This is a genomic window from Pseudomonas sp. A25(2017) (assembly GCF_002001065.1).
Classification (GTDB): Bacteria; Pseudomonadota; Gammaproteobacteria; order Pseudomonadales; family Pseudomonadaceae; genus Aquipseudomonas; species Aquipseudomonas kilonensis.
Window position 1 is genome coordinate 1 of sequence record NZ_MUOA01000045.1, and the last position, 21,984, is coordinate 21,984.

Here is a 21,984-nt window from a genome sequence, read left to right on the forward strand (position 1 = left end):
ATATTCCCCGAACCCCACCCCCGGCGAGACGCAGACCTTGGCTTCGGCCAACAGCTTCTTGGCAAACTCCAGTGAGCCCAGGTGGGCATAGGCCTCGGGAATCTTGGCCCAGACGTACATCGACGCCTTGGGGTTTTCCACCATCCAGCCCAGTTCATGCAGGCCCTTGACCAATACGTTGCGGCGCTGGCGGTACTGCTCGGCGATGTCGCGCACGCATTGCTGGTCACCTTCAAGGGCGGCGATGGCGGCCACTTGCAGCGGGGTGAAGGTGCCGTAGTCGTGGTAGCTCTTGATCCGTGCCAGGGCGTTGACCAGTTCCGGGTTACCTACCATGAAACCGATACGCCAGCCGGCCATGTTGTAGCTCTTGGACAGGGTGAAGAACTCCACCGCGATGTCTTTCGCGCCGGGCACCTGCATGATCGACGGGGCTTTCCAGCCGTCGTAGACGATGTCGGCGTAGGCCAGGTCGTGGATCACCAGGACGTCGTACTGCTTGGCCAGGGCGATGACCCGTTCGAAGAAATCCAGCTCCACGCACTGGGCGGTGGGGTTGGAGGGAAAGCCCAGGATCATCATCTTCGGCTTGGGAATCGAGCCGCGGATGGCCCGCTCCAGTTCAGCGAAGAAATCCACCCCAGGCACCAGCGGCACCGAACGCACTTGGGCGCCGGCGATCACCGCACCGTAGATGTGGATCGGATAGCTGGGGTTGGGCACCAGCACCGTGTCGCCCTGGTCCAGGGTTGCCAGCATCAGGTGGGCCAGGCCTTCCTTGGAACCGATGGTGACAATGGCTTCGGTTTCCGGGTCGATGTCCACCTCGTAGCGGTCCTTGTACCAGCGCGAAATGGCGCGGCGCAGGCGCGGGATGCCTTTGGAGGTGGAATAGCCGTGGGTGTCTTCCCGCTGGGCGACGGTGACCAGCTTTTCCACGATGTGCGGGGGCGTGGCGCCGTCGGGGTTACCCATGCTCAAGTCGATGATGTCTTCGCCGCGCCGACGCGCAGCCATCTTCAGCTCGGCAGTGATATTGAATACGTAAGGGGGGAGTCGATCGATGCGCGCAAAGCGGCGCGGCGAACCTTGTTCGGCCATTGTTGCCTCGAGGTACGTGAGCGCCCGGAACCGTCCGAGCGACGTTGGCCACTGCGGTGGCCTGCGGCGAAAGATAATCGGGCGGATGTCGGATTGTCCAGTAGCCGCGCGCAACTATTTTCGACGACACTGTCGACCTTGCCACGCAGCCATCAACGCCGGCTGCGGGCAGTTGAATTCGCTGTAGCCCAATCGAACGGAATGAATGATGGAATTTTCCAGCGGTTTCCTGCTGAGTCTCTCCCTGTGCCTGGACATTGGCGTGGCCAATATCGCGATGATCACCCTGGCGATGCAGCGCGGTTACTTCCAGGGTTTCGCCCTGGGCCTGGGCACCTGCGTAGGCGATCTGGTCTATGCCGTCCTGGCCCTGGCCGGCATGACCGTGCTGCTGCAATACGAGGCGGTGCGCTGGGTGCTGTGGGTCGGTGGCTCGGTGCTGTTGCTGTATTTCGCGGCGAAGATGATCCACTCGGCGATCTATCACAGCGCCGTGCTCGCCGAGGCCGGGGAGGTGCAGGGCAACTCCTCGCGCCAGGAGTTCTTTCGCGGGATTTTCCTGGCCATGTCATCGCCCAGTGCCATCCTCTGGTTTGCAGCGGTGGGCGGCACACTGATCGCGCGTTCGGGTGGTGGCACCTTGCTCAGCTCGGCGCTGTTCCTCAGTGGTTTTCTCTGCGCCGGGTTGTTGTGGTGCGCGGCCCTGTGCCTGGCGGCAACCCAGGGCGGTAAATTGTTGGGGGATAAACTGCTGCGTTACTCCTATTGGGCATCCGCCGCGATCTTCTGCTATTTCGCGGTGTACGTGATCGTTTCTGGCTACAACGAGTTTGTAGGAAAAGCCGTCACCAGCGCCTTCCCCGGAATCTGACCAGCGAAACGGCCCTGGCAATCACCGTTTGGCTTCTATACTGCCAAGCCCGACTTCACGTTTGCTGGAGTGTTGCCGAATGGAAAAGCACAAACGCGATTACACAGCCGAACCACGCTTTGAACAGGGACGTTTTCAGCTTATCGCCGGCTTTGGTGCTCGGTTTACTCAGGACACTGCCCAGGACATCCCTTTGCTCTGGGAAAAGTTCCTGCCCTGGCTCGGCAAGGTGCCAGGGGAGAAAGATGAAGTGACCTACGGCGTGTGTTGCAACCCGGACGGGAAGGGTGGGTTCGAATACATCGCTGGCGTGGAAATCAGCCGGCTCGACGATCTGCCGGAGCAATACCGCTGGATCGAAATCCAGCCTGGGTATTACGCCGTCTTCGAACACAAGGGGCCGTTGAAACAACTACCGGACACGTTCCAATACATCTGGAACGAGTGGCTGCCACATTCCGGTCATACAGCCGCCGAGCTGCCGGAGTTCGAGCGCTACAGCGAGGATTTCAACCCCAGGACCGGCGAAGGCACCCTGGAGATCTGGATCCCGCTCAAAAGTCCAGGCGCCGTGTAGGAGCTGCCGAAGGCTGCGATCCTTTGATCTTGGCTCTAAGACTTGATTGGCTGTGGAAAGATCGCAGCCTCGCTTCGCTCGACAGCTCCTACGGGGGCAGGTGTCAGAACGCCAACCCCATCCGCCGCTCGTAACCGATGCGGCCCTTGTAGGCTTCGCCACTGTCGACCCAGCCCAGCCGGGTGTACAGGCCGATGGCCGAGTCGTTATCGGCGTCAACCGACAGTTCCAGCCCGCGGATTTCCGGCCAGGCGGCTCGCGCCACGGCGGGTAGCGCCTGCAGGCAGGCCTTGCCATAACCTTTGCCCTGGGCCCGGTGATCGACTTGCAGGGCATGCAGGGTGGCGCTGTGTTCATTGGCCCAGGCGGGCAGCACCGGAGGGCGCTTGAGCAGCAGGAAGGCCACCGGCACCTCTTCAGCCAATAGCGCAAACCCTTTGACCCCGGGGCCGGGCTTGGACAGCAGCGTGTGCAGGGCACCGTGGATATCGCCAGCGAACTTGATCTGTTCGGGGTGGATTTCGATCGCGGTGACCTGTTCGCGTTGCAGCGGGGTCAGGTCTTCGTAGGGTACGAGCTGAGCGGTCACAAGAACGTCCGTTGTTTGTCGGCAGAATAGGACCTGGATTCTAGCGAATTTTTTTCTTTGAATTATTTTTGTTGGGTTGTCGATTCGCTGTTTCTCCAAACGACAAAGGGTGTCTTCAACAAAAAACTGCGGAGAATCACCATGAATACCCAAGCCACTGAAACTGAAATCCAGGCCCTGATCGACACCTATCGCCAAGCGGTCATGGCCAAGGACGTTGAAAAGGTCATGGCACTCTATGACGAAGACATCGTCTCGTTCGATGCCATCCAGGCCTTGCAATTCAAGGGCAAGGTCGCTTACCGGGCCCATTGGCAAGCCTGCATGGAAATGTGCCCCGGTCCGCACAAGTTCGACTTCCATCAGGTCAAGATTACCCCGGCCGACAACATCGCTTTTGCCCACTGGCTGGCCTATTGCGGCGGCACCAACGAAAAAGGCGAGGAACAGGCTTGCTGGATGCGCGTGACGGCCTGCTACCAGCGTGTAGCCGGGCAATGGCGGATCGTCCACGAACATTGGTCCGCACCGTTCGACCCAATGGCCGGTACGGCGCTGTTCGACCTGCAGCCCTGATCGTCGGTTTTTTCGCCGAGCACCATTCTGCCGTCCATAGTTGATCAGTCCGATCACGGAGCCTCCCATGAAGTACCTATGCCTGGTGTATAGCAACGAACACACGCTACACAACTCGCCCGACAGCCCGGAGGACGCCGAGTGCATGGCCTATGCCGAATCGATCCAAGGCAGTGGGCGCATGTTGGCCGCCGAGGCCCTGGAGTCGGTACAGACCGCCACCACGGTACGCATGCGCGGCGGCAAGCTGTCGATCACCGACGGTCCGTTCGCCGAAACCAAGGAGCAACTGGCGGGCTTCTACCTGATCGATGCCAAGGACCTCAACGAAGCCCTCCAGGTCGCCGGCAATATCCCGGCGGCCCGGGTCGGCTGCGTCGAAGTGCGACCGGTACGCCAACTGAACCCCTGAACAACAAATACAAACAGGACTTCACTCATGAACCTTGCAACTGCCCCTTACGCGTTATCCATCAGCCGAGTGATCGATCCCCCGTGCCAGAAGGTTTTCCGCGCCTGGACCGAGCCGGCCTTGCCGGTCCAGGGGTGGGGCCCCCAAGGCATGTCCGACTGATGTCGGCCGAAACGGTCAAGGCGCGGGTCGAGCAGGTATATCGGCAAGACTCGCGGCGGATCCTGGCGACACTGATTCGTCTGTTGGGGGACTTCGACCTCGCCGAAGAAGCCATGCACGAGGCCTTTTTCATTGCGGTCGAGCGCTGGCAGCGCGACGGTGTGCCGGACAACCCGCGGGCCTGGCTGGTGTCTGCCGGGCGTTTCAAAGCCATCGACAGTTTGCGCCGGCGTGCGCGTTTCGCCGCGTCCCGGCCGATGTTGATCGCCCAGCTCGAAGCGCTGGAGCAGGGCCAGTGGAGTGACGAAGACGTGGAAGACGATCGCCTGCGGCTGATTTTCACCTGTTGCCACCCGGCCCTGGCGGCGGACGCCCAGGTGCCCCTGACGCTGCGGGAAGTCTGCGACCTGACCACCGAGCAAATCGCCCGGGCTTTCCTCGCCGCCCCGGCGGCCATTGCCCAGCGTATCGTGCGGGCCAAGGCGAAAATCCGCGATGCCAGGATCCCCTACCAAGTGCCGTCTCGCGCGGAACTGCCGGAACGGCTGGACAGCGTGCTGCGGGTGATCTACCTGGTGTTCAACGAGGGTTATTCGGCCACGATGGGCGCCGAGCTGACCCGCGAAGACCTGACGCGCGAAGCCATCCGCCTCGGGCGCCTGCTGATGGAGTTGCTGCCCGAGGCTGAGGTCATGGGGTTGCTGGCGTTGATGCTGCTGCACGAATCCCGGCGCCCGGCGCGAACGTCATCGACCGGTGAACTGATCCTGCTGGATGAACAGGCGCGATCCTTGTGGGATGCCGAGCTGATCGCCGAGGGCTGCACGTTGGTGGAAGCCGCGCTGAAAACCCGGCGGTTCGGGCCGTACTGCCTGCAAGCGGCGATTGCGGCGGTGCATGCCGAAGCACCGACGGCGCAGGAGACCGACTGGCCGCAGATCGTCGGGCTTTATGATGTGCTGTTGCGGGCCGTGCCGTCACCGGTGATCGAACTCAACCGCGCCGCCGCCCTGGCCAAGCGCGACGGACCGGAAGTCGGCTTGCGCCTGGTCGAGGCGATCCTGGGGCGTGGGGAATTACTCGATTATCACCTGGCCTACTCGGCACAGGCGGAGTTCTGTCGTCAACTGGGGCGATTGGACGAGGCGAGGGCGGCGTATCGACGCGCGCTTGAGTTGACACAGCAATTGCCGGAACGGCGGTTTATCGAAGGGCGGCTGGCGGGGTTGCAGTGATGACCACAAGCGACGAAATTCCTGTGGGAGCGGGCTTGCTCGCGAAAGCGTCGGCACAGTCAACATTGCTGTTGCTTGACCCACCGCTATCGCGAGCAAGCTCGCTCCCACAGGTTTTGTGGCTTGGCTGGCTGCGTTAATCCGCTTCAGCCCGCCGGCGTTGATCAGAACTCGTGATCAGCGCTGTCCGGGTTCAGGTCGCTGATGCCCAGTTTGCCCGCAGCCTGTTCGATCGAACCGGTCTGCTTGACCAGTGCGGCGATGGCGTCGCGCACGATCTGGTTACCCGCGGTGTTGCCGGCGGCGATCAGTTGGTCGTAGTGCTCACCCTTGTTGGCGTGATCGACCATGACCTGGATCTTGGCCTCGGTGTCGGCCAGGTCGGCCTTGAGCGCGGTGTCCGCGGCCGGATCGGCCTTGGCGACCAGGGACGACAGGCTCGCACCGGTCATCTTGGTGCCGTCTACACGGGTGTATTCGCCCAGGTACACGTTACGCACGCCCTTGGCATCGTAGAAGTGCGAGTTATGAGTGTTGTCGCTGAAGCAATCCTGCTCGTCTTCTGGCGAGTTGGCTTCCAGGGACACCTTCATGCGCTCGCCCGCCAGTTCACCCAGGGACAGGCTGCCCATGCCGAACAGCATCTTGCGCAGGCCGCTTTCGCCTGGCTCGGCTTCCAGGGTGGCGCGGTAGTTGTCGGCCACGTTCGGCTTCCAGTTGCCGACCATCTCTTCCAGGTCGTTGACCAGCAATTGAGTCACGGACTTGAGGTAGGCACGACGACGGTCGTTGTGGCCGCCGGTGGCGCCGGCACCTTGCAGATAGTCGGACGCCGGGCGGTTGCCGGCACCCGGGCCGGTGCCGTTGAGGTCCTGGCCCCACAGCAGGAATTCGATGGCGTGGTAGCCGGTGGCGACGTTGGCCTCGGAACCGCCCAGCTCGTTCAGGCCGGCGAGTTTTTCCGCCGTGATGTCTTTGACGTCGACCTTGTCTTCGCCGACCTGGACTTCGGTGTTGGCGATGATGTTGGCGGTGGCGCCCGGGTTACCCAAGGCGTGCTCGTAGGATTTGTCGACGTAGTCGATCAGGCCTTCGTCCAGCGGCCAGGCGTTCACTTGGCCTTCCCAGTCGTCGATGATGGTGTTGCCGAAGCGGAACACTTCGCTTTGCAGGTAAGGCACGCGTGCGGCGACCCAGGCAGCCTTGGCGGCTTTCAGGGTCTCGGCGTTCGGCTTGGCCAGGAACGCGTCGACGGCGGTTTGCAGGGTTTTCGCCGTGGATTCGGCATCGCTGTAGACGGCATAGACGATGTCGGCGTAGTGCGCGACAACGGCCTTGGCGGCAGCTTCGTCGACTTTGCCGGCAGCAGCAGGGGCGACCGGTGCCGCGGTGCTGGCGGCAGGCGTTGGCGCTTGCGGCGCGGCGGCCTTGTCTTTGCCTTCGCCGCAACCGGCGAGGGAAATAGCGATGGCCAGCAGACTGGCGGTAGCCAGGGGCATACGAATCATGGCGAACATCCTGCTTCGGTGATGGATGGGACAGGCGCGAGGGTGCGCAAAAACTGCGACATAATGCGAAAGATTTGCATTATGTGTAAAGGGTTGCAGGTGTAAATATTTCTTATTTAATGATGGGAGATTGCCGCCTTCGGTAGCGTCTGTAGGAGCTGCCGAGCGAAGCGAGGCTGCGATCTTTCCCCAAACACTTGAGTCTCAAGCGAAAGATCAAAAGATCGCAGGCTTCGCCAGCTCCTACAAAGGCTTGGCGCTCGGGGGGAGTTAGATAATGGAAACCTTGCTGCGCTCGGCCTGCTTCAGGTAAAGGCCCAATTCCCGTGCCGGCAGCGGTTTGCTGTAGTAATACCCCTGACCTTCGTGGCAGCCCTCGGCGATGATGTAGGCTTCCTGCTCGACCGTCTCGACGCCCTCGGCAATGACCTGCATGCCCAGGCTCTTGCCCAACTGGATGATGGCCCGGACGATGGTGGCGTCGTCCTCGTCGTCGAGCAGGTCCTGGACGAAGCTCTTGTCGATCTTGATCTTGTCCAGCGGCAGGCTCTTGAGGTAGCTCAGGGACGAATAGCCGGTCCCGAAGTCATCGATGGCAATCAGCGCCCCGGAGCGGCGCAGGCTCAACAAATGCTGGGCTGCGGTGGTGATGTCTTCCATCAGGCCGGTCTCGGTGACTTCCAGCTCCAGGCTGCGCGGCGGCAGCCGGTACATTTGCAGGAGATTGTTCACCACCCGCGGCAGTTCGGCGTGGTGCAGTTGCACCGTGGAGAGGTTGACTGCCATGCGCAGGTCGAGGAAGCCCTGGTCGTGCCATTCGCGCAGTTGCTTGCAAGCCTGGTCCAGCACCCACTCACCGATGGCGATAATGGTGCCGTTCTGCTCGGCCAGGGGAATGAACAGGTCCGGCGGCACCAGGCCGTGCTCGGGGTGGTGCCAGCGGATCAGGGCTTCAGTGCCCACTACTCGTAGGTCGCGGTAGCTGATCTGCGGTTGGTACACCAGGGTGAACTGCTCACGGGCCAGGGCCTCGCGCAAGTCTTTCTCCAGTTCGCGCCGGCGACGCATCTCGCTGTCGACGCTGGCAATGTAGAACTGGTAGCGATTGCGCGAGCGGCTCTTGGCCAGGGTCATGGTCTGCTCGGCTTTCTGCAACAGCTTTTCGGTACTGTCGCCATCCTCGGGGAAAAGGGTGATGCCGATGGTGGCCCGCAGGCGGATTTGCTGATCGTCGATGGCGAACGGCGCTTCCAGGTCATCAAGAATGCTCTGGGCCAGTTCGGCGGCCTCGTAAGGCTGTTCGATGTCGGCCTGGACCAGGGCGAACTGATCGCCCCCCAGCCGCGCCAGTGCGCCGAGCCGGCCGCTGTGGGCCCGCAGCCGGTCGGCCAGGGCCAGCAGCAGCTGGTCGCCGGTCTGATAGCTGAACTGTTCGTTGATGCCCTTGAAATCATCCAGCCCCACACACAGCACCGCCACCCGGCGTTGCAGGCGCCCGGCGTCCACCAGGATCTTGTCCAGTTGCTGTTGCAGCTGCTGGCGGTTGGGCAGGCCGGTGAGGAAGTCGTACTGGGCCATGCGCAGCAGGCTGTTTTCCGCTTCGTGGCGCAGGTGCGTGTTGCGCTCGATGGATTCGAGCAGTTGATTGGCCGTATTGATCCACAGGCCCAGCTCGTTTTGTTCGTGGCCGCGCAACTGCGGGATCTTGTGTGCGCTGGGGCGATCGGGGTTGATTTCGGTCAGGTGCTGGATGATCCGCGACAACGGCCTGGTCAGCAGCCAGTGATAGACCAGGTACAGCACCAGGCCCATGGCCAGGGCCCGCAGCATCCCGGAGATGAAGATGATCACCGAGCTGACGATGAAGCCCTCGCCGTAGGTGGCGGTGTCGAGGGTAATGCTCAGGTCACCGTAATATTCGCTGTAGGGCCCGCGTCCCACCAGTTGCGTGGTGAACGTGCGTTCCTTGCCCAGGATCAGGTCGGTCAGCCAGCGGCTTTCGGAGTGCTGCAAGGGCCGGGTTTTTTCGGCGAGCATGGTTTCGCGGGGATGGCCGATGGAAGCCATGCGTACGGCTTCGTCCTGGAACAGGCCCTCGATCACTTGCATGCCCATCTCCCGGTCCAGGCTGTAGACGGCCTGGGTCGAAGGATCGCGGAACATGTCGAGGATCCGTTGGGCGTCACTGGCGACGGCCTGGTTGGTTTTGTAGGCATCGAACACGATCTGGGCGCAGCTCAAGACCATGCCAACGATCAATGCCGAGAGGAGCACGACCCGGAGCAACTTCACAGACAAGCTGTTCTTGAGTTCCAGCTTCAAAGAGTGGTTCCTTGTTCCGTGCGGGTAGCGTCAAGTTGCCATGAGTATTGGCAATCCTGTGATGTCAGTCAAAGGGACAATCAAACACAAGGGTTTTCGCTTGAAACCTGACCGATGTACGTTTTTTCCAGAGTGATTGCTCTACGACCATTGTGTCGGTTGGAAGGCGCCGCAACTTGAGGCCTCCAGGGATTTTTTCTTGGGTTCCGGACGCGAGGTATTTTGTTTGCACTCAATTTTGCCGCGCAAAAAAAACCCGGCACGGCGCCGGGTTTCCTTTGTCTGGCATCGAGCTTAGGCAGTGAAGGCTTTGCCTTCGAACTGCTCGGCGACGAATTTCCAGTTGACCAGGTTCCAGAACGCTTCGACGTATTTCGGACGAACGTTGCGGTAGTCGATGTAGTAGGCGTGTTCCCAGACGTCGCAGGTCAGCAGCGGGGTGTCGCCGCTGGTCAGCGGGTTGCCGGCGCCGATGGTGCTGGCCAGGGCCAGGGAACCGTCAGCCTTTTTCACCAGCCAGCCCCAGCCGGAACCGAAGGTGCCGATGGACGTCTTGCTGAATTCTTCCTTGAACTTGTCGAACGAACCGAAGGCCGCATTGATGGCTTCAGCCAGCGCGCCGGTTGGTTGACCGCCGGCGTTTGGCGCCAGGCAGTTCCAGTAGAAGGTGTGGTTCCAGATCTGAGCGGCGTTGTTGAAGATACCGCCCGAGGAAGTCTTGACGATTTCTTCCAGGGTCTTGCCTTCGAACTCGGTGCCAGGCACCAGGTTGTTCAGGTTCACGACATAGGTGTTGTGGTGCTTGTCGTGGTGGTATTCCAGAGTCTCTTTGGAGATGTGCGGCTGCAGTGCATCGTGTGCATAGGGCAGAGGCGGCAATTCGAAAGCCATGGTGATTCTCCTAATCAGGTCAGTTGCGGTGAGCGCAAGGCCGATCACGGGCGGCCAGACTAGCGCCGGGGAGTTTGTACTCTTTGCGGCGCAGGAGTCGGATCATAGCACTGGGGGTGCGGCATAACCACGCAACAACTGTGTGGAATAGAGGTTCCAGAGCGGTTTGGAATAATCAGCCGTTGACGATCAATTGCACCGCCACGGTCAACATCATCACTGCCACCAACAGGTCCAGGATCCGCCAGGTGCTTGGACGGGCCAACCAGGGGGCCAGCCATGCCGCGCCGATGGCCAGGGTGAGGAACCACAGCAGCGAGGCACTGGCCGCGCCCACGACATAGGCACCGGGTACGCTCTGCTGGGCACCGAGGGAACCGATCAGCAGCACGGTGTCGAGGTAGACGTGGGGGTTGAGCAGTGTCACCGCCAGGGCGCTGAGCAGCACCGCCCGCAGCGAGCGCACGGCCTGGTGCTCACCTTGTTGCAGGCTTTGCTTCGAACAAGCCCGACGCAACGCCTGGCTGCCGTACCAGAGCAGGAAAACCGCGCCACCCCAGCGGGCAATTGCCAGCAACATCGGGCTCTGGGCCAGCAGCGTTGCCAGTCCGAACACGCCAGCGGCCACCAGCAGTGCATCGCAGGTGATACACAACGCGGCTACCGGCAAGTGATGCTCGCGGCGCAGGCTCTGGGCCAGCACAAACGCGTTCTGCGCGCCGATGGCCATGATCAGCCCGAGGGCTACCAGCAGTCCGTTCACATAACTTTGCCACATGATTTTTTCTCCCCATCGATACCTGAATGCTGGCCATTCTCCGGTGGCAAGCTGTATAAGAAAAACCAATCCTGCTGATTGCTCATTAGGAAAACTGATGTTCGATTACAAATTGCTCTCTGCCCTGGCTGCCGTGGTCGAGCAGGCCGGTTTCGAGCGCGCGGCCCAGGTGTTGGGTTTGTCGCAATCGGCCATTTCCCAACGGATCAAACTGCTGGAAGCGCGCGTTGGCCAGCCGGTGCTGGTGCGTGCCACGCCGCCGGCACCCACGGAAATCGGCCGCCGGCTGCTCAATCACGTGCAGCAGGTGCGTCTGCTTGAGCGCGACCTGCAAAGCCTGGTGCCGGCCCTGGATGAAGAGGGCCTGCCGGAGCGTTTGCGTATCGCCCTGAATGCCGACAGCCTGGCGACCTGGTGGGCGGCGGCCGTGGGCGATTTCTGCGCCGAGCAGCATCTGTTGCTCGACTTGGTGGTGGAGGACCAGACCGTTGGCCTCAAGCGCATGCGCGCCGGTGAAGTGGCGGCATGTGTCTGCGCCAGCGAACGCCCGGTGGCTGGCGCCCGCAGCGTGTTGCTGGGGGCGATGCGTTACCGGGCGCTGGCCAGCCCGGGGTTCATCGCCCGGCATTTCCCCGACGGCGTGCGGGCCGATCAACTGGCCCGTACGCCGGCATTGGTGTTTGGCCCGGATGATTTCCTGCAGCACCGCTACCTCGCGTCCGTGGGCGTGGAGGGCGGTTTCGAGCACCATCTGTGCCCCTCGTCCGAAGGTTTCATTCGTCTTGCTGAAGTCGGGCTCGGCTGGGGGCTCGTGCCGGAGCTGCAGGCGCGCGAACAGCTGGAGCGCGGCGTGCTGGTGGAATTGCTGGCAGATAAACCGATCGATGTGCCGCTGTACTGGCATCATTGGCGCAATGGCGGGCAGTTGCTTGGCTTGTTGACCGAACAGTTGATCCGCGCCTCCCGGCAGTGGCTGGTGCCTTGGGAGGCGCCGTAGACGTCAAGCTGCAGGTAAAAGCGGCGCACAGATAAATTTGCAGGTTGTAGCGCGAGGCTCGTAACCGCATTTCTTAGGAGCATTCATGAAAATTCTGGTCACCGGCGCGAGCGGCTTCATCGGCGGGCGCTTTGCGCGTTTCGCCCTGGAGCAAGGCCTGGATGTACGGGTCAACGGTCGCCGGGCCGAGAGCGTGGAACACCTGGTGCGTCGCGGTGCACAGTTTGTCCAAGGGGATCTGAGCGACCCGCTGCTGGCCCGGGATTTGTGCCTGGATGTCGAGGCCGTGGTGCACTGTGCCGGCTCCGTGGGGCTTTGGGGTCGCTACCAGGATTTCCACCAGGGCAATGTCCAGGTCACGGAAAATGTTGTCGAGGCCTGCCTCAAGCAGAAGGTGCGCCGCCTGGTTCATCTGTCCTCGCCGTCCATCTACTTCGACGGTCGTGACCACCTTGGGTTGACCGAAGAACAAGTCCCCAAGCGTTTCAAGCACCCTTACGCGGCCACCAAGTACCTGGCCGAGCAGAAAGTCTTCGGCGCCCAGGAGTTCGGCCTCGAAGTGCTGGCCCTGCGCCCGCGTTTCGTGACCGGTGCCGGTGACATGAGCATTTTTCCGCGGCTGTTGAAAATGCAGCGCAAGGGGCGCCTGGCGATTGTCGGCAACGGGCTGAACAAAGTGGATTTCACCAGCGTGCAAAACCTCAACGAAGCGCTGCTCAGCAGCCTGCTGGCGACCGATTCAGCGTTGGGCAAGGCCTATAACATCAGCAATGGGGCACCGGTTCCGCTGTGGGATGTGGTCAATTATGTGATGCGCCAGATGGAAGTCCCGCAGGTCCGGCGTTATCGTTCCTACGGCTTGGCTTATAGTGTCGCGGCCCTGAATGAAGGTTTCTGCAAATTGTGGCCGGGCCGCCCCGAACCAACGCTGTCGCGCCTGGGCATGCAGGTCATGAACAAGAATTTCACCTTGGACATCAGCCGGGCCCGGCATTATCTCGATTACGACCCGCAGGTCAGCCTGTGGACCGCCCTTGATGAATTTTGTGCCTGGTGGAAGGTCCAAACTGCCCGCTGATCGGCCCGTCATGAACCGAGTGCCATGTTTGGGGTCAATCGGTGCGGCGGGCGAGGGGGTTATACTTGCCGTATCAAGCCATCACCGGTTTCCCAAAGGTTGAACCAATGCCCATGCGTAACGATGCCAACGACGACTTCGACGATGTACCGAGCCTGCGGATGCGGGCCGACATTCCCGATGACGATGACTTTCTGCCCAACCGCCAGCCCCCTGCGCAAGCCCGCTCTGCGCCCGCTGCCGCGGCGGCCAAGGTCAAGGGCCCCAGCACCGGGCCGCTGTGGGCATTGGTCGGTGCGTTGTTGTGTGCGTTCGGTTTCCTGGCATGGTGGAGCTTCCAGCAGATTTCCCTGATGGAGCAGCAACTGGTGGCCACCCAGGAGAGCTTCGCGCGGATCAGTGAAGATGCGGCGGGACGCCTGCAGGAGTTTTCCGGCAAGGTCGTCGCTGGTCAGTCGAATGTGATGAGCGACAGTGAGGCCTTGAAACTGCAAATCAAGCAGTTGGAAAACAAGTTGCAGGATCAGGGCAAACAATTCGACAGCAAACTGCTGGAGCAGTACAAGCAACAGCAAGCGACCTTCGGCCCGTCCGCCGACCTGGACAAGGAACTGGCCCAGCTCATTGCCCAGGCCACTGAACAGCAGAACACCAACACCCAGTTGCAAGCGTCCAACAAGGAGCTCCAAGCCCAGGTCAAGACGCTGGTGGCTGAAGTGACCGCCCTGAAAAACCAGGGTGAGGGTGGTGCCCTGGATGCCCAGCTCAAGAGCATCGGTGCTGACATCACCGCCCTGAAAAGAGCCACCTCCAACTCGGCCATCGACCGCCTGGAGCAAGACGTGATCGTGCTCAAGAGCCAGCAGGATAACGGCAACACTGCCGAGTTCGACGCCTTCCGCGGCCAGGTCACTCGCAACATCAACACCTTGCAAGCGCAGATCCAGAACTTGCAGCAGCAACTGCGCGCTGGGGCTCAATAAGCCTGAGGTGGCCCTGATGTTCGGCCCGCGCCTATCCCTGTAGGAGCTGCCGAAGGCTGCGATCTTTTGATCTTTCGCTCAAGACTTAATTGTCTGGGAAAAGATCGCAGCCTCGTTGCACTCGTCAGCTCCTACTTCCCCACGCCGTCTACGCTCTTGAAACACCAACAAGAACGAGGGCGCGCATATGGTTTTTTTTCACAGGATGGCCTGGCTGGGCGCAATGCTTGTGCTGGGGCTGGCACCGGTTCAGGCAGCGACACCGGATGACGGCCAGGCGGCCCGCTCGCTGCTGGAAAAGGCCTTGGCCTACTACCACGACAACGGCGACAAAGCCTTTGCTGCCTTCAGTCGCCAAGGGGAATTCGTCGACAAGGATCGCTACGTATTCGTGGTGGATACCCAGGGTGTGATGCTCGCCAGCGGCGGGCCTTCCTCGGCGCTGATCGGGCGAGACGTGTCCGAAGTGCTGGGCCCGGACCTGCGCAAAGCCTTCAAGGACGCCTTGAAAACCCCCGAGGCCAGCGGCATCCAGCAAGCCGAGTACCGTTGGCAGAACTGGGCGGACGGCAAGGTCGAGCGCAAGCATGTGTATTTCCAGCGCGTCGGCGAGCGGATCCTGGCCGTCGGCTACTACCTGCCCCGGGCTTCCGCCGAGCAGGCCAGGGCGCTGCTGGACAAGGCCTCAAGTGATCTGCTGAAAAACGAGAAAACCACGCTGACGGCGGTCAACTCCCTCAAGGGCGGGTATCTGCAGGATGACCTGTATGTCTTTGTCGTTGACCTCGATACCCGGCGGTATGTTGGCCACGGCACCAATCTGCGCTTGATCAATACCGATTTCGCCAAGGTCAAGGATCCGGATGGCAAGCCGGTGGGGGAGCCGATCCTGGCCATGATCGGCAAGCAGGATGTGGGGGAGTATGAGTATCGCTGGAAGAACCCGGTGACTGGCAAGGTTGAGGACAAGCATGCGTACTTGAAGAAGGTTGGGCATTTTCTGGTGGCGGTGGGGTATTACAGTCCTTGAGGGGTTAGGGCTGGGTTTTGGGTGTATATCCGTTTCTTTGGTAACGGCTACTTAGGGTTCCGCTCTTACAGCGGGTCACTTTTGGAAAGAGCCGGGAGCCGGACCAGCCAAAAGTAACCAAAAGCGCTCTGCCCCACCACTCGGTGCCTCGCCTAGGCTCGGCATGCCTGAACGAAGGCATTGCTCCGTGGGCCCGCCGCGAAGGGCCATCCATGGCCCAGCGCGGCTATCCCGGCATCCATGCCGGGATGCCCACTGCGCAATACCTTCGTTCAGCCAGCGTGGTTAACGGGGCGCCCCAGATCAAAAACAAAACCGAGGCGGCCTAATAGCCGACCTGGTTCTCCCGGTCTTACAACCGTCAGATCTGTGGGAGCAAAGCTTGCTCGCGAAGGCGGCGATACAGTCGATGAAGATGCTGGATGTACCGGCCTCTTCGCGAGCAGGCTCGCTCCCACAGTGGTTCTGTGTTGAATATAAATTTTGTGTCCGCTGAAGACTGAATGTGGGAGCGAGCTTGCTCGCGATGGCGGTGGTTCAGTCACATGGATGTTGAGCTGACTGGCCCCATCGCGAGCAAGCTTTGCTCCCACAGATCCTGCTCAAACAGATCTGATGGGTGTACGACCGGGAGAGCCAGGTCGGCTACTAGGCCGCCTCGCGGTGGACGTTGATCTCGGGCGCCCCGTTAACCACGATGGCCGAACGCAGGCATTGTGGAGTGGGCAACCCGGCATGGATGCCGGGATAGCCGCGCTGGGCCATGGATGGCCCTTCGCGGCGGCCCACGGAGCAATGCCGGAGTGAGGGCACACCGAGCCTAAGCGAGGTGCCGAGTGGTGGGGCAAAAGCGTTTTGCTTACTTTTGACTGGGCCGGCTCCCGGGCTTCTCAAAAGTGAGCCGCTGTAAGAGCGGAACCGCCAGCCGCCGTTACCGCAGCAACGGATATACACCCGATAAAACCACCACAGCGGGGACCCATATCGGGACCCCCCGCCAAACTCAGCCCGCCACCAACACCCGAATCGCCTCCAAACGCAACGCCGCCTTCTCAAGCATCGCCAGCCCTTGCTCGCGCTGTTGGCGCAGGGCTACCAGTTCGCTGTCGCGCACGGTCGGGTTGACCGCTTGCAGGGCGGTCAGGCGTGCCAGTTCCTCGTCGGTATCGGCGGCCAGGCGACGCTGGGCCTCGGCCACGCGTTCGGCGTGACGCGGGGCGATCTTTTCTTCGCCGGCATTGATACGGGGCGTTAGCTGGTCGCGCTGGGCCTGGATGAACTTGTTGGCGCTGGCACGGGGCACGCTTTCGAGCTGGTCGTTCAAGGTTTCGAACGAGACCCGGGCGGCCAGGTCGTTGCCGTTGGCGTCCAGCAGGCAGCGCAGGGCGGCCGGCGGCAGGTAGCGGCCCAGTTGCAGCGAGCGCGGAGCCACTACTTCACTGACGTAGAGCAATTCCAGCAACACGGTGCCGGGCTTGAGGGCTTTGTTCTTGATCAGCGCCACGGCGGTGTTGCCCATGGACCCGGACAGCACCAGGTCCATGCCGCCTTGCACCATCGGGTGCTCCCAGGTGATGAACTGCATGTCTTCGCGTGACAGTGCCTGGTTGCGGTCGTAGGTGATGGTCACGCCTTCGTCGTCGCCCAGCGGGAAGCTGGCGTCGAGCATTTTTTCGCTCGGCTTGAGGATCAGCGCGTTTTCCGAATGGTCCTCGCTGTCGATACCAAAGGCGTCGAACAAGGTTTCCATGTAGATCGGCAGGGCGAACTGGTCGTCCTGCTCGAGAATGGCTTCCACCAGCGCATCGCCTTCACCGGCGCCGCCGGAGTTGAGCTCCAGCAAACGGTCGCGACCGGTGTGCAGCTCGGCCTCCAGGCGCTCGCGTTCGGTGCGGGCTTCGTCGATCAGCGCTTGCCACTGGCCATCGTCGGCTTCTTCCAGCAATGGCAGCAGGCGCGGGCCGAACTGATGCTGCAAGGCGTTGCCGGTCGGGCAAGTGTTGAGGAAGGCATTCAGCGCTTCGTGGTACCACTGGAACAGCCGCGCTTGCGGGCTGGTTTCCAGGTACGGCGCGTGCAGTTCGATGGTGTGTTTCTGGCCGATCCGGTCCAGACGACCGATGCGTTGTTCCAGCAAGTCCGGGTGCGCCGGCAGATCGAACAGCACCAGGTGATGGGCGAATTGGAAGTTGCGGCCCTCACTGCCGATTTCCGAGCAGATCAGCACCTGGGCACCGAACTCTTCGTCGGCGAAATAGGCCGCCGCGCGGTCGCGTTCCAGGATATTCATGCCTTCGTGGAACACCGTGGCCGGGATGCCGGAACGCACGCGCAGGGCGTCTTCCAGGTCCATGGCAGTTTCGGCGTGGGCACAGATCACCAGTACTTTGGTGCGCTTGAGCATCTTCAGGGTGTCGATCAGCCACTCGACCCGCGGGTCGAAACGCCACCAGCGCTCTTCTTCGCTGGCGTCCGGCTGGGCCTGGAAGCTGACTTCCGGGTACAGCTCGGGGTGATCGCCCAGGGGCAGCTCGAGGTATTCGTCCGGGCACGGCAGCGGGTAGGCATGCAGCTTGCGCTCGGGGAAGCCCTGCACAGCGGCGCGGGTGTTGCGAAACAGCACGCGGCCGGTGCCGTGGCGGTCCAGCAACTCACGTACCAGGCGGGCACTGGCTTCGACATCGCCATCATTGACGGCGGTCAGCAAGGCTTCGCCTTCGTTGCCCAAAAAGCCGTGGATGGTCTTGTGGGCCTCAGGCGAGAGACGGCCCTTGTCCAGCAGCTCCTGCACGGCTTCGGCCACCGGGCGATAGTTTTCGCTCTCGGCGCGGAAGGCCTTGAGGTCGTGGAAGCGATTTGGGTCCAGCAGGCGCAGGCGGGCGAAGTGGCTGTCCTGGCCCAGTTGTTCCGGGGTTGCGGTCAGCAGCAGCACGCCGGGGATCGTCTCGGCGAGTTGTTCGACCAGGGCGTATTGCGGGCTGGCCTGGTCTTCGTGCCATACCAGGTGATGGGCCTCGTCGACCACCATCAGGTCCCAGCCGGCGGCGAACAGCGCGTCCTGGGCCTTCTCGTCGTCCACCAGCCATTCCAGCGCCACCAGGGCCAGTTGCGTGTCTTCGAACGGGTTGCTGGCATCGCTTTCGATGAAGCGTTCTTCGTCGAACAACGCGACCTGCAGGTTGAAGCGTCGGCGCATTTCCACCAGCCACTGGTGCTGGAGGTTTTCCGGTACCAGGATCAGGACGCGGTTGGCGCGGCCGGACAGCAACTGACGGTGGATGATCAAGCCGGCTTCGATGGTCTTGCCCAGGCCCACTTCGTCCGCCAGCAACACCCGCGGCGCAATGCGGTCGGCCACTTCTCGGGCAATGTGCAATTGGTGGGCAATCGGCTGGGCACGGACGCCGCCCAGGCCCCAAAGCGAAGACTGCAACTGGCGGCTGGTGTGTTCCAGGGTGTGGTAGCGCAGGGAGAACCACGCCAGTGGGTCGATCTGGCCGGCGAACAGACGGTCGCTCGCCAGGCGGAACTGGATAAAGTTCGACAGCTGGGTTTCGGGCAGGGTGACGACTTCGTTCTGCCCGTTGAGGCCGTGGTAGACCAGCAGCCCATCGACGTCATCGACTTCGCGCACGGTCATTTTCCAGCCTTCGAAGTGAGTGATCACATCGCCCGGCGAAAACCGTACACGGGTGAGCGGCGCATTCCGTAGCGCGTACTGGCGAGTGTCGCCAGTGGCCGGATAGAGCACGGTCAACAAGCGGCCGTCCTGTGCCAGAACGGTGCCTAAACCCAGCTCGGCTTCGCTGTCACTGATCCAGCGTTGCCCCGGTTGATACTGCTGCGCCATGCTGCCTGACTCCCGCCTTGAAAAAGCCGGTTATCTTAACGGAAGGATCCTTCAGACCAAAGGATTTACGTATGCTGATTCATTACCGGTGGCACGGAACTTAAGCTTGCCCTGCGATCAAACAAGCTTGGCCCTGGGGATCGCTGCAATGCCAACTGGGTCACAAGTTTCGGACCGGCGGTTCAAGCTGCCACTTTCCCAGCCGACAACCTGAAGACAGGAGACCTTTATGTTGCCACCCATGCTCCCTTTGAGCGCCGTACCCGTCACCGCTCAACAGGATCCGGTTCGCCAGCGACCGGACATACCGCCCGTGGTCCCGGTGCAGCAAAGCTCCAACGAAAGCACCATCGACCTGAAAAACCGCGACCCGGAAGAGGCCGCGTTGCTGTTGCGCGAGGAGCAGCGTCGCCGGCAGGAGCGCGACAAGCGCCACCGCGAGGCCGATGAAGACCCTGAAGAACACCTGGCCGTACCGGGCACCGAACTCAACGCCGACAACACCGTGCCGGTGGTGCCGCTGATAGACGACGAGTCGCGCCAGGGTTTGTGGGTCGATATCCAGATCTGATTCAGGTGTTTGCCGACGTACGCAGGCTGGTCAACGCCGCCGACAGCCCGCATCATGGGTGCATCCGCAATTCACTGCATGATGCCCACACGCCATGAGCCAAGACGACAAGCTGATCGACCTCAGTGCCGAACGCGCCAAGCGCGTTCACGACCTCAACGAAAAACGCCTCAATGAAGTCCGTCAGGCTTTCGAGCAGGCCATGCCGTTGGGCAAGCCCAAGAAAAAGTCGAAAAACAAACCGAAAAAGCGCTGAACCCCCTCGATCCATTGATGCAGATCAGTTATTTCCCCACCTTTTCGCCCCGTTGCGGGCGTTATTGACCCCGGTCAATTTTCATCCAGGCCTGATTGGTTAACTTGAACCCATCGCAACAGGGGCAAGACCAGGAGGCCAGTCATGTTTTTCGATAATGTGGTGTTTGCCGGAGTGCTGACGGTTGGCCTCATGGTCGTATTTTTCGCAGGCTTTGGATTATTCATCTGGAAAGACGCACACAAGCGCAAAGAACCCTAGGTCTTTCCGGTTACAACGAGCACGCAAGGCATTTTGGGCGACTTCGGTCGCCCTTTTTTTTGGCAAATTTCCCCTGTTTGACACAAAACAACTGTGGGAGCGGGCTTGCTCGCGAAAGCGGTATGTCAGCCACTGAATAGCTGACTGAACCGACGCTTTCGCGAGCAAGCCCGCTCCCACAAGTTGTTCAGCGTTGGGCATAAAAAAAGGTGCGAACCGCAAGGATCGCACCTTCTTTTTTGAGCCGCTGGAATCAGCTGCCCAGGGCCTTGGACGCCAGCCAGAACAGCCCGGCCGACAGCGCCACCGTCGCCGGCAGGGTCAGCACCCAGGCCAGCAGGATGGTGCGCACGGTGCCGCCTTGCAGGCCGCTCTTGTTGGCGACCATGGTGCCGGCCACGCCCGAAGACAGGACGTGGGTGGTGGAAACCGGCAGGCTGAAGATGTTCGCCATGCCGATCATGCACGCGGTGGTGATCTGCGCCGACATGCCCTGGGCGTAGGTCATGCCTTGCTTGCCGATCTTCTCGCCGATGGTCAGGACCACACGCTTCCAGCCGACCATGGTGCCCAGGCCCAGCGCCAGGGCGACTGCCAGGATCACCCAGAACGGGGCGTATTCGGTGGTGGCGGTCAGGTCCTTGCGCAGCTTGTTCAGGTCGTCTTTTTCACGGGCTGCCAGGCCTGGCAGCTTGCCGACCTTCTTCGCCGTATCGTCCAGGCAGAGCAGGTAGCGACGAACCTCGATGCGTCGTTCCGACGGCAGCGAATGGTAGTCCGCCACGCCTTTGAGCGTGTCGAGCAGGGCATTGATGGTCGGCTCTGTCTGCTGCGGGTTGCAGCGGAACTTCTCTGGCAGATCGCCTTTCACGCTTTTGCCCAGTGCCAGGTATTCACCCAGGGACTCGCTGTTGCGTTGGTAGAACTGGCTCAGGTGCAGGGTCGCGTCACGGGTCCGCTCGATCTGGTAGGTGGTGCTGCCCAAGTCGAGTACGAACTGCGCCGGCACGATACCGATCAGCACCAGCATGATCAGGCCGATACCTTTTTGACCATCGTTGGAGCCGTGGACAAAGCTGACGGCCATGGCCGAGATCACCAGCACCAGGCGGTTCCAGAACGGCGGGTGCTTCTTGTCGTCGATCTGGCGGCGCTGCTCCGGCGTCTTGTGCATCTTCGACAGCGGACGCCACCATTTCAGGCTGATCAGCACCAGGGCGGCGATCAGGAAACCGGCCATGGGCGAGAACACCAGGGAGGCGCCGATATCGATCGCCTTCTGCCAGTTCACCCCGTCGGCCAACGGAATATCGTTGATCAACGCGTTGGCCAGGCCCACGCCGAGGATCGAGCCGATCAACGTGTGGGAACTGGACGCCGGGATACCGAAGTACCAGGTGCCCAGGTTCCAGGTAATGGCCGCTGCGAGCAGCGAAAACACCATGGCCAGCCCGTGTCCGGTGTTCACATTGATCAGCAGTTCCACGGGCAGCAGGTGAACGATGGCGTACGCCACCCCCACGCCACCCAGCAGCACGCCGAGGAAATTGAACACACCGGAAAAGAACACCGCCAGATGAGGCGGCATGGCTTTGGTGTAGATAACAGTGGCAACCGCGTTAGCGGTGTCATGAAAGCCGTTGATGAACTCGAAGGCGAGGACAAAAGCCAGGGCGAGCAAGAGGCTCACAAGCACCCAAGCATCCAGTCCGCTGAATAAATCGATCATGAAGGTTTTCTGACCCGGTCGTAAGGGGGCGCGATTATGCCAGAAAACCTCGGTAATCGATGCATTGCCTGCTCATCGGTAACATTCTTCAACGAAATAATTTGTAGGAAAGCCGCCGGAGCGAGGTTTTCCGCGGGGTGCGTAACCCTTTGATTAGGTGGCGCAAAGCGCACCCGAACAGGATCGCCGCCCACTGACAGACGCCTC

Annotated in this window: 21 protein-coding genes and 1 pseudogene; 13 read left to right on the forward strand and 9 right to left on the reverse strand. The window is 61.4% G+C overall.

Translation table 11 applies throughout. The annotated features are described in order from the left end of the window. Positions 1-1,101, reverse strand: a 1,101-nt coding sequence (gene alaC, locus B0E42_RS06590) for an alanine transaminase (protein WP_077506052.1), incomplete at its 3' end; no start/stop codon positions are given. A 208-nt stretch (positions 1,102-1,309) separates the two neighbouring features. On the opposite strand from alaC, the gene B0E42_RS06595 reads away from it, so the two are divergent. Further along, positions 1,310-1,972, forward strand: coding sequence for a LysE family translocator (locus B0E42_RS06595; RefSeq protein ID WP_077506054.1), 663 nt, complete (start codon positions 1,310-1,312; stop codon positions 1,970-1,972). Positions 1,973-2,051: 79 nt separating this feature from the next. After that, positions 2,052-2,549 carry a GyrI-like domain-containing protein gene (locus tag B0E42_RS06600; protein ID WP_053178368.1) on the forward strand — a complete coding sequence of 166 codons (498 nt, stop codon included), beginning with the start codon at positions 2,052-2,054 and terminating at the stop codon, positions 2,547-2,549. Between the two features lie 103 nt (positions 2,550-2,652). Here B0E42_RS06600 and B0E42_RS06605 read toward each other — a convergent pair whose 3' ends face one another. Next, positions 2,653-3,138 (reverse strand): N-acetyltransferase, encoded by a 486-nt coding sequence (locus B0E42_RS06605; RefSeq protein ID WP_077506056.1) that lies wholly within the window; start codon positions 3,136-3,138, stop codon positions 2,653-2,655. A gap of 141 nt (positions 3,139-3,279) precedes the next feature. Here B0E42_RS06605 and B0E42_RS06610 point away from each other — a divergent pair, with 141 nt between their 5' ends. From B0E42_RS06610 to B0E42_RS06625, 4 genes and pseudogenes are all read left to right on the forward strand, one after another. Further along, positions 3,280-3,714: an SgcJ/EcaC family oxidoreductase gene (locus B0E42_RS06610; protein WP_018610965.1), complete on the forward strand. Its 435-nt coding sequence runs from the start codon at positions 3,280-3,282 to the stop codon at positions 3,712-3,714. 67 nt (positions 3,715-3,781) lie between these two features. Further along, complete coding sequence (locus tag B0E42_RS06615; RefSeq protein ID WP_018610963.1) at positions 3,782-4,126, forward strand: YciI family protein; 345 nt, start codon at positions 3,782-3,784, stop codon at positions 4,124-4,126. A gap of 27 nt (positions 4,127-4,153) precedes the next feature. Next, positions 4,154-4,282: pseudogene (locus tag B0E42_RS06620) on the forward strand (polyketide cyclase); the annotation flags it as partial. Positions 4,283-4,287: 5 nt separating this feature from the next. Then, positions 4,288-5,523 carry an RNA polymerase sigma factor gene (locus B0E42_RS06625; RefSeq protein WP_053178371.1) on the forward strand — a complete coding sequence of 412 codons (1,236 nt, stop codon included), beginning with the start codon at positions 4,288-4,290 and terminating at the stop codon, positions 5,521-5,523. 164 nt (positions 5,524-5,687) lie between these two features. Here the strand turns inward: B0E42_RS06625 and B0E42_RS06630 are convergent, their stop codons facing one another. The 4 genes from B0E42_RS06630 to B0E42_RS06645 form a co-directional block, all read right to left on the reverse strand. Then, positions 5,688-7,031: an imelysin family protein gene (locus B0E42_RS06630; protein ID WP_053178372.1), complete on the reverse strand. Its 1,344-nt coding sequence runs from the start codon at positions 7,029-7,031 to the stop codon at positions 5,688-5,690. 270 nt (positions 7,032-7,301) lie between these two features. Continuing rightward, positions 7,302-9,353: a bifunctional diguanylate cyclase/phosphodiesterase gene (locus B0E42_RS06635; protein ID WP_018610956.1), complete on the reverse strand. Its 2,052-nt coding sequence runs from the start codon at positions 9,351-9,353 to the stop codon at positions 7,302-7,304. 294 nt (positions 9,354-9,647) lie between these two features. After that, the gene (locus tag B0E42_RS06640) at positions 9,648-10,244 is read right to left on the reverse strand and encodes a superoxide dismutase (protein ID WP_018610954.1); all 597 of its coding nucleotides are present in this window, start codon (positions 10,242-10,244) and stop codon (positions 9,648-9,650) included. A 175-nt stretch (positions 10,245-10,419) separates the two neighbouring features. After that, complete coding sequence (locus B0E42_RS06645) at positions 10,420-11,022, reverse strand: LysE/ArgO family amino acid transporter (RefSeq protein ID WP_018610952.1); 603 nt, start codon at positions 11,020-11,022, stop codon at positions 10,420-10,422. 97 nt (positions 11,023-11,119) lie between these two features. Between B0E42_RS06645 and B0E42_RS06650 the strand changes: the two genes are divergently transcribed. The 4 genes from B0E42_RS06650 to B0E42_RS06665 all read left to right on the forward strand — a co-directional run bounded on the left by B0E42_RS06650 (position 11,120) and on the right by B0E42_RS06665 (position 15,110). Further along, complete coding sequence (locus B0E42_RS06650; protein WP_018610950.1) at positions 11,120-12,019, forward strand: LysR family transcriptional regulator ArgP; 900 nt, start codon at positions 11,120-11,122, stop codon at positions 12,017-12,019. 85 nt (positions 12,020-12,104) lie between these two features. Beyond that, positions 12,105-13,097 (forward strand): NAD(P)-dependent oxidoreductase, encoded by a 993-nt coding sequence (locus B0E42_RS06655; RefSeq protein WP_018610948.1) that lies wholly within the window; start codon positions 12,105-12,107, stop codon positions 13,095-13,097. A gap of 107 nt (positions 13,098-13,204) precedes the next feature. Beyond that, positions 13,205-14,080 carry a hypothetical protein gene (locus B0E42_RS06660; protein ID WP_018610946.1) on the forward strand — a complete coding sequence of 292 codons (876 nt, stop codon included), beginning with the start codon at positions 13,205-13,207 and terminating at the stop codon, positions 14,078-14,080. Positions 14,081-14,267: 187 nt separating this feature from the next. Further along, complete coding sequence (locus tag B0E42_RS06665; protein ID WP_024619652.1) at positions 14,268-15,110, forward strand: cache domain-containing protein; 843 nt, start codon at positions 14,268-14,270, stop codon at positions 15,108-15,110. Between the two features lie 648 nt (positions 15,111-15,758). Here the strand turns inward: B0E42_RS06665 and B0E42_RS31030 are convergent. Next, positions 15,759-15,899 carry a hypothetical protein gene (locus tag B0E42_RS31030; protein WP_156331344.1) on the reverse strand — a complete coding sequence of 47 codons (141 nt, stop codon included), beginning with the start codon at positions 15,897-15,899 and terminating at the stop codon, positions 15,759-15,761. Positions 15,900-16,113: 214 nt separating this feature from the next. Then, positions 16,114-18,960 carry an RNA polymerase-associated protein RapA gene (gene rapA, locus B0E42_RS06675; protein ID WP_018610940.1) on the reverse strand — a complete coding sequence of 949 codons (2,847 nt, stop codon included), beginning with the start codon at positions 18,958-18,960 and terminating at the stop codon, positions 16,114-16,116. Between the two features lie 229 nt (positions 18,961-19,189). Here rapA and B0E42_RS06680 point away from each other — a divergent pair, with 229 nt between their 5' ends. The 3 genes from B0E42_RS06680 (at position 19,190) to ccoM (ending at position 20,048) form a co-directional block, all read left to right on the forward strand. Next, entirely contained in the window at positions 19,190-19,531 is a 342-nt protein-coding gene (locus B0E42_RS06680; protein WP_014336958.1) for a hypothetical protein, read from the forward strand. Positions 19,532-19,625: 94 nt separating this feature from the next. Then, positions 19,626-19,787, forward strand: coding sequence for a hypothetical protein (locus B0E42_RS31035; protein WP_003198631.1), 162 nt, complete (start codon positions 19,626-19,628; stop codon positions 19,785-19,787). A gap of 144 nt (positions 19,788-19,931) precedes the next feature. Next, positions 19,932-20,048: a cytochrome c oxidase subunit CcoM gene (gene ccoM, locus B0E42_RS31640; protein WP_018610934.1), complete on the forward strand. Its 117-nt coding sequence runs from the start codon at positions 19,932-19,934 to the stop codon at positions 20,046-20,048. 253 nt (positions 20,049-20,301) lie between these two features. On the opposite strand, the gene B0E42_RS06685 is transcribed toward ccoM, so the two are convergent. After that, positions 20,302-21,777: an inorganic phosphate transporter gene (locus B0E42_RS06685; RefSeq protein ID WP_018610931.1), complete on the reverse strand. Its 1,476-nt coding sequence runs from the start codon at positions 21,775-21,777 to the stop codon at positions 20,302-20,304. Positions 21,778-21,984: the final 207 nt, after the last annotated feature.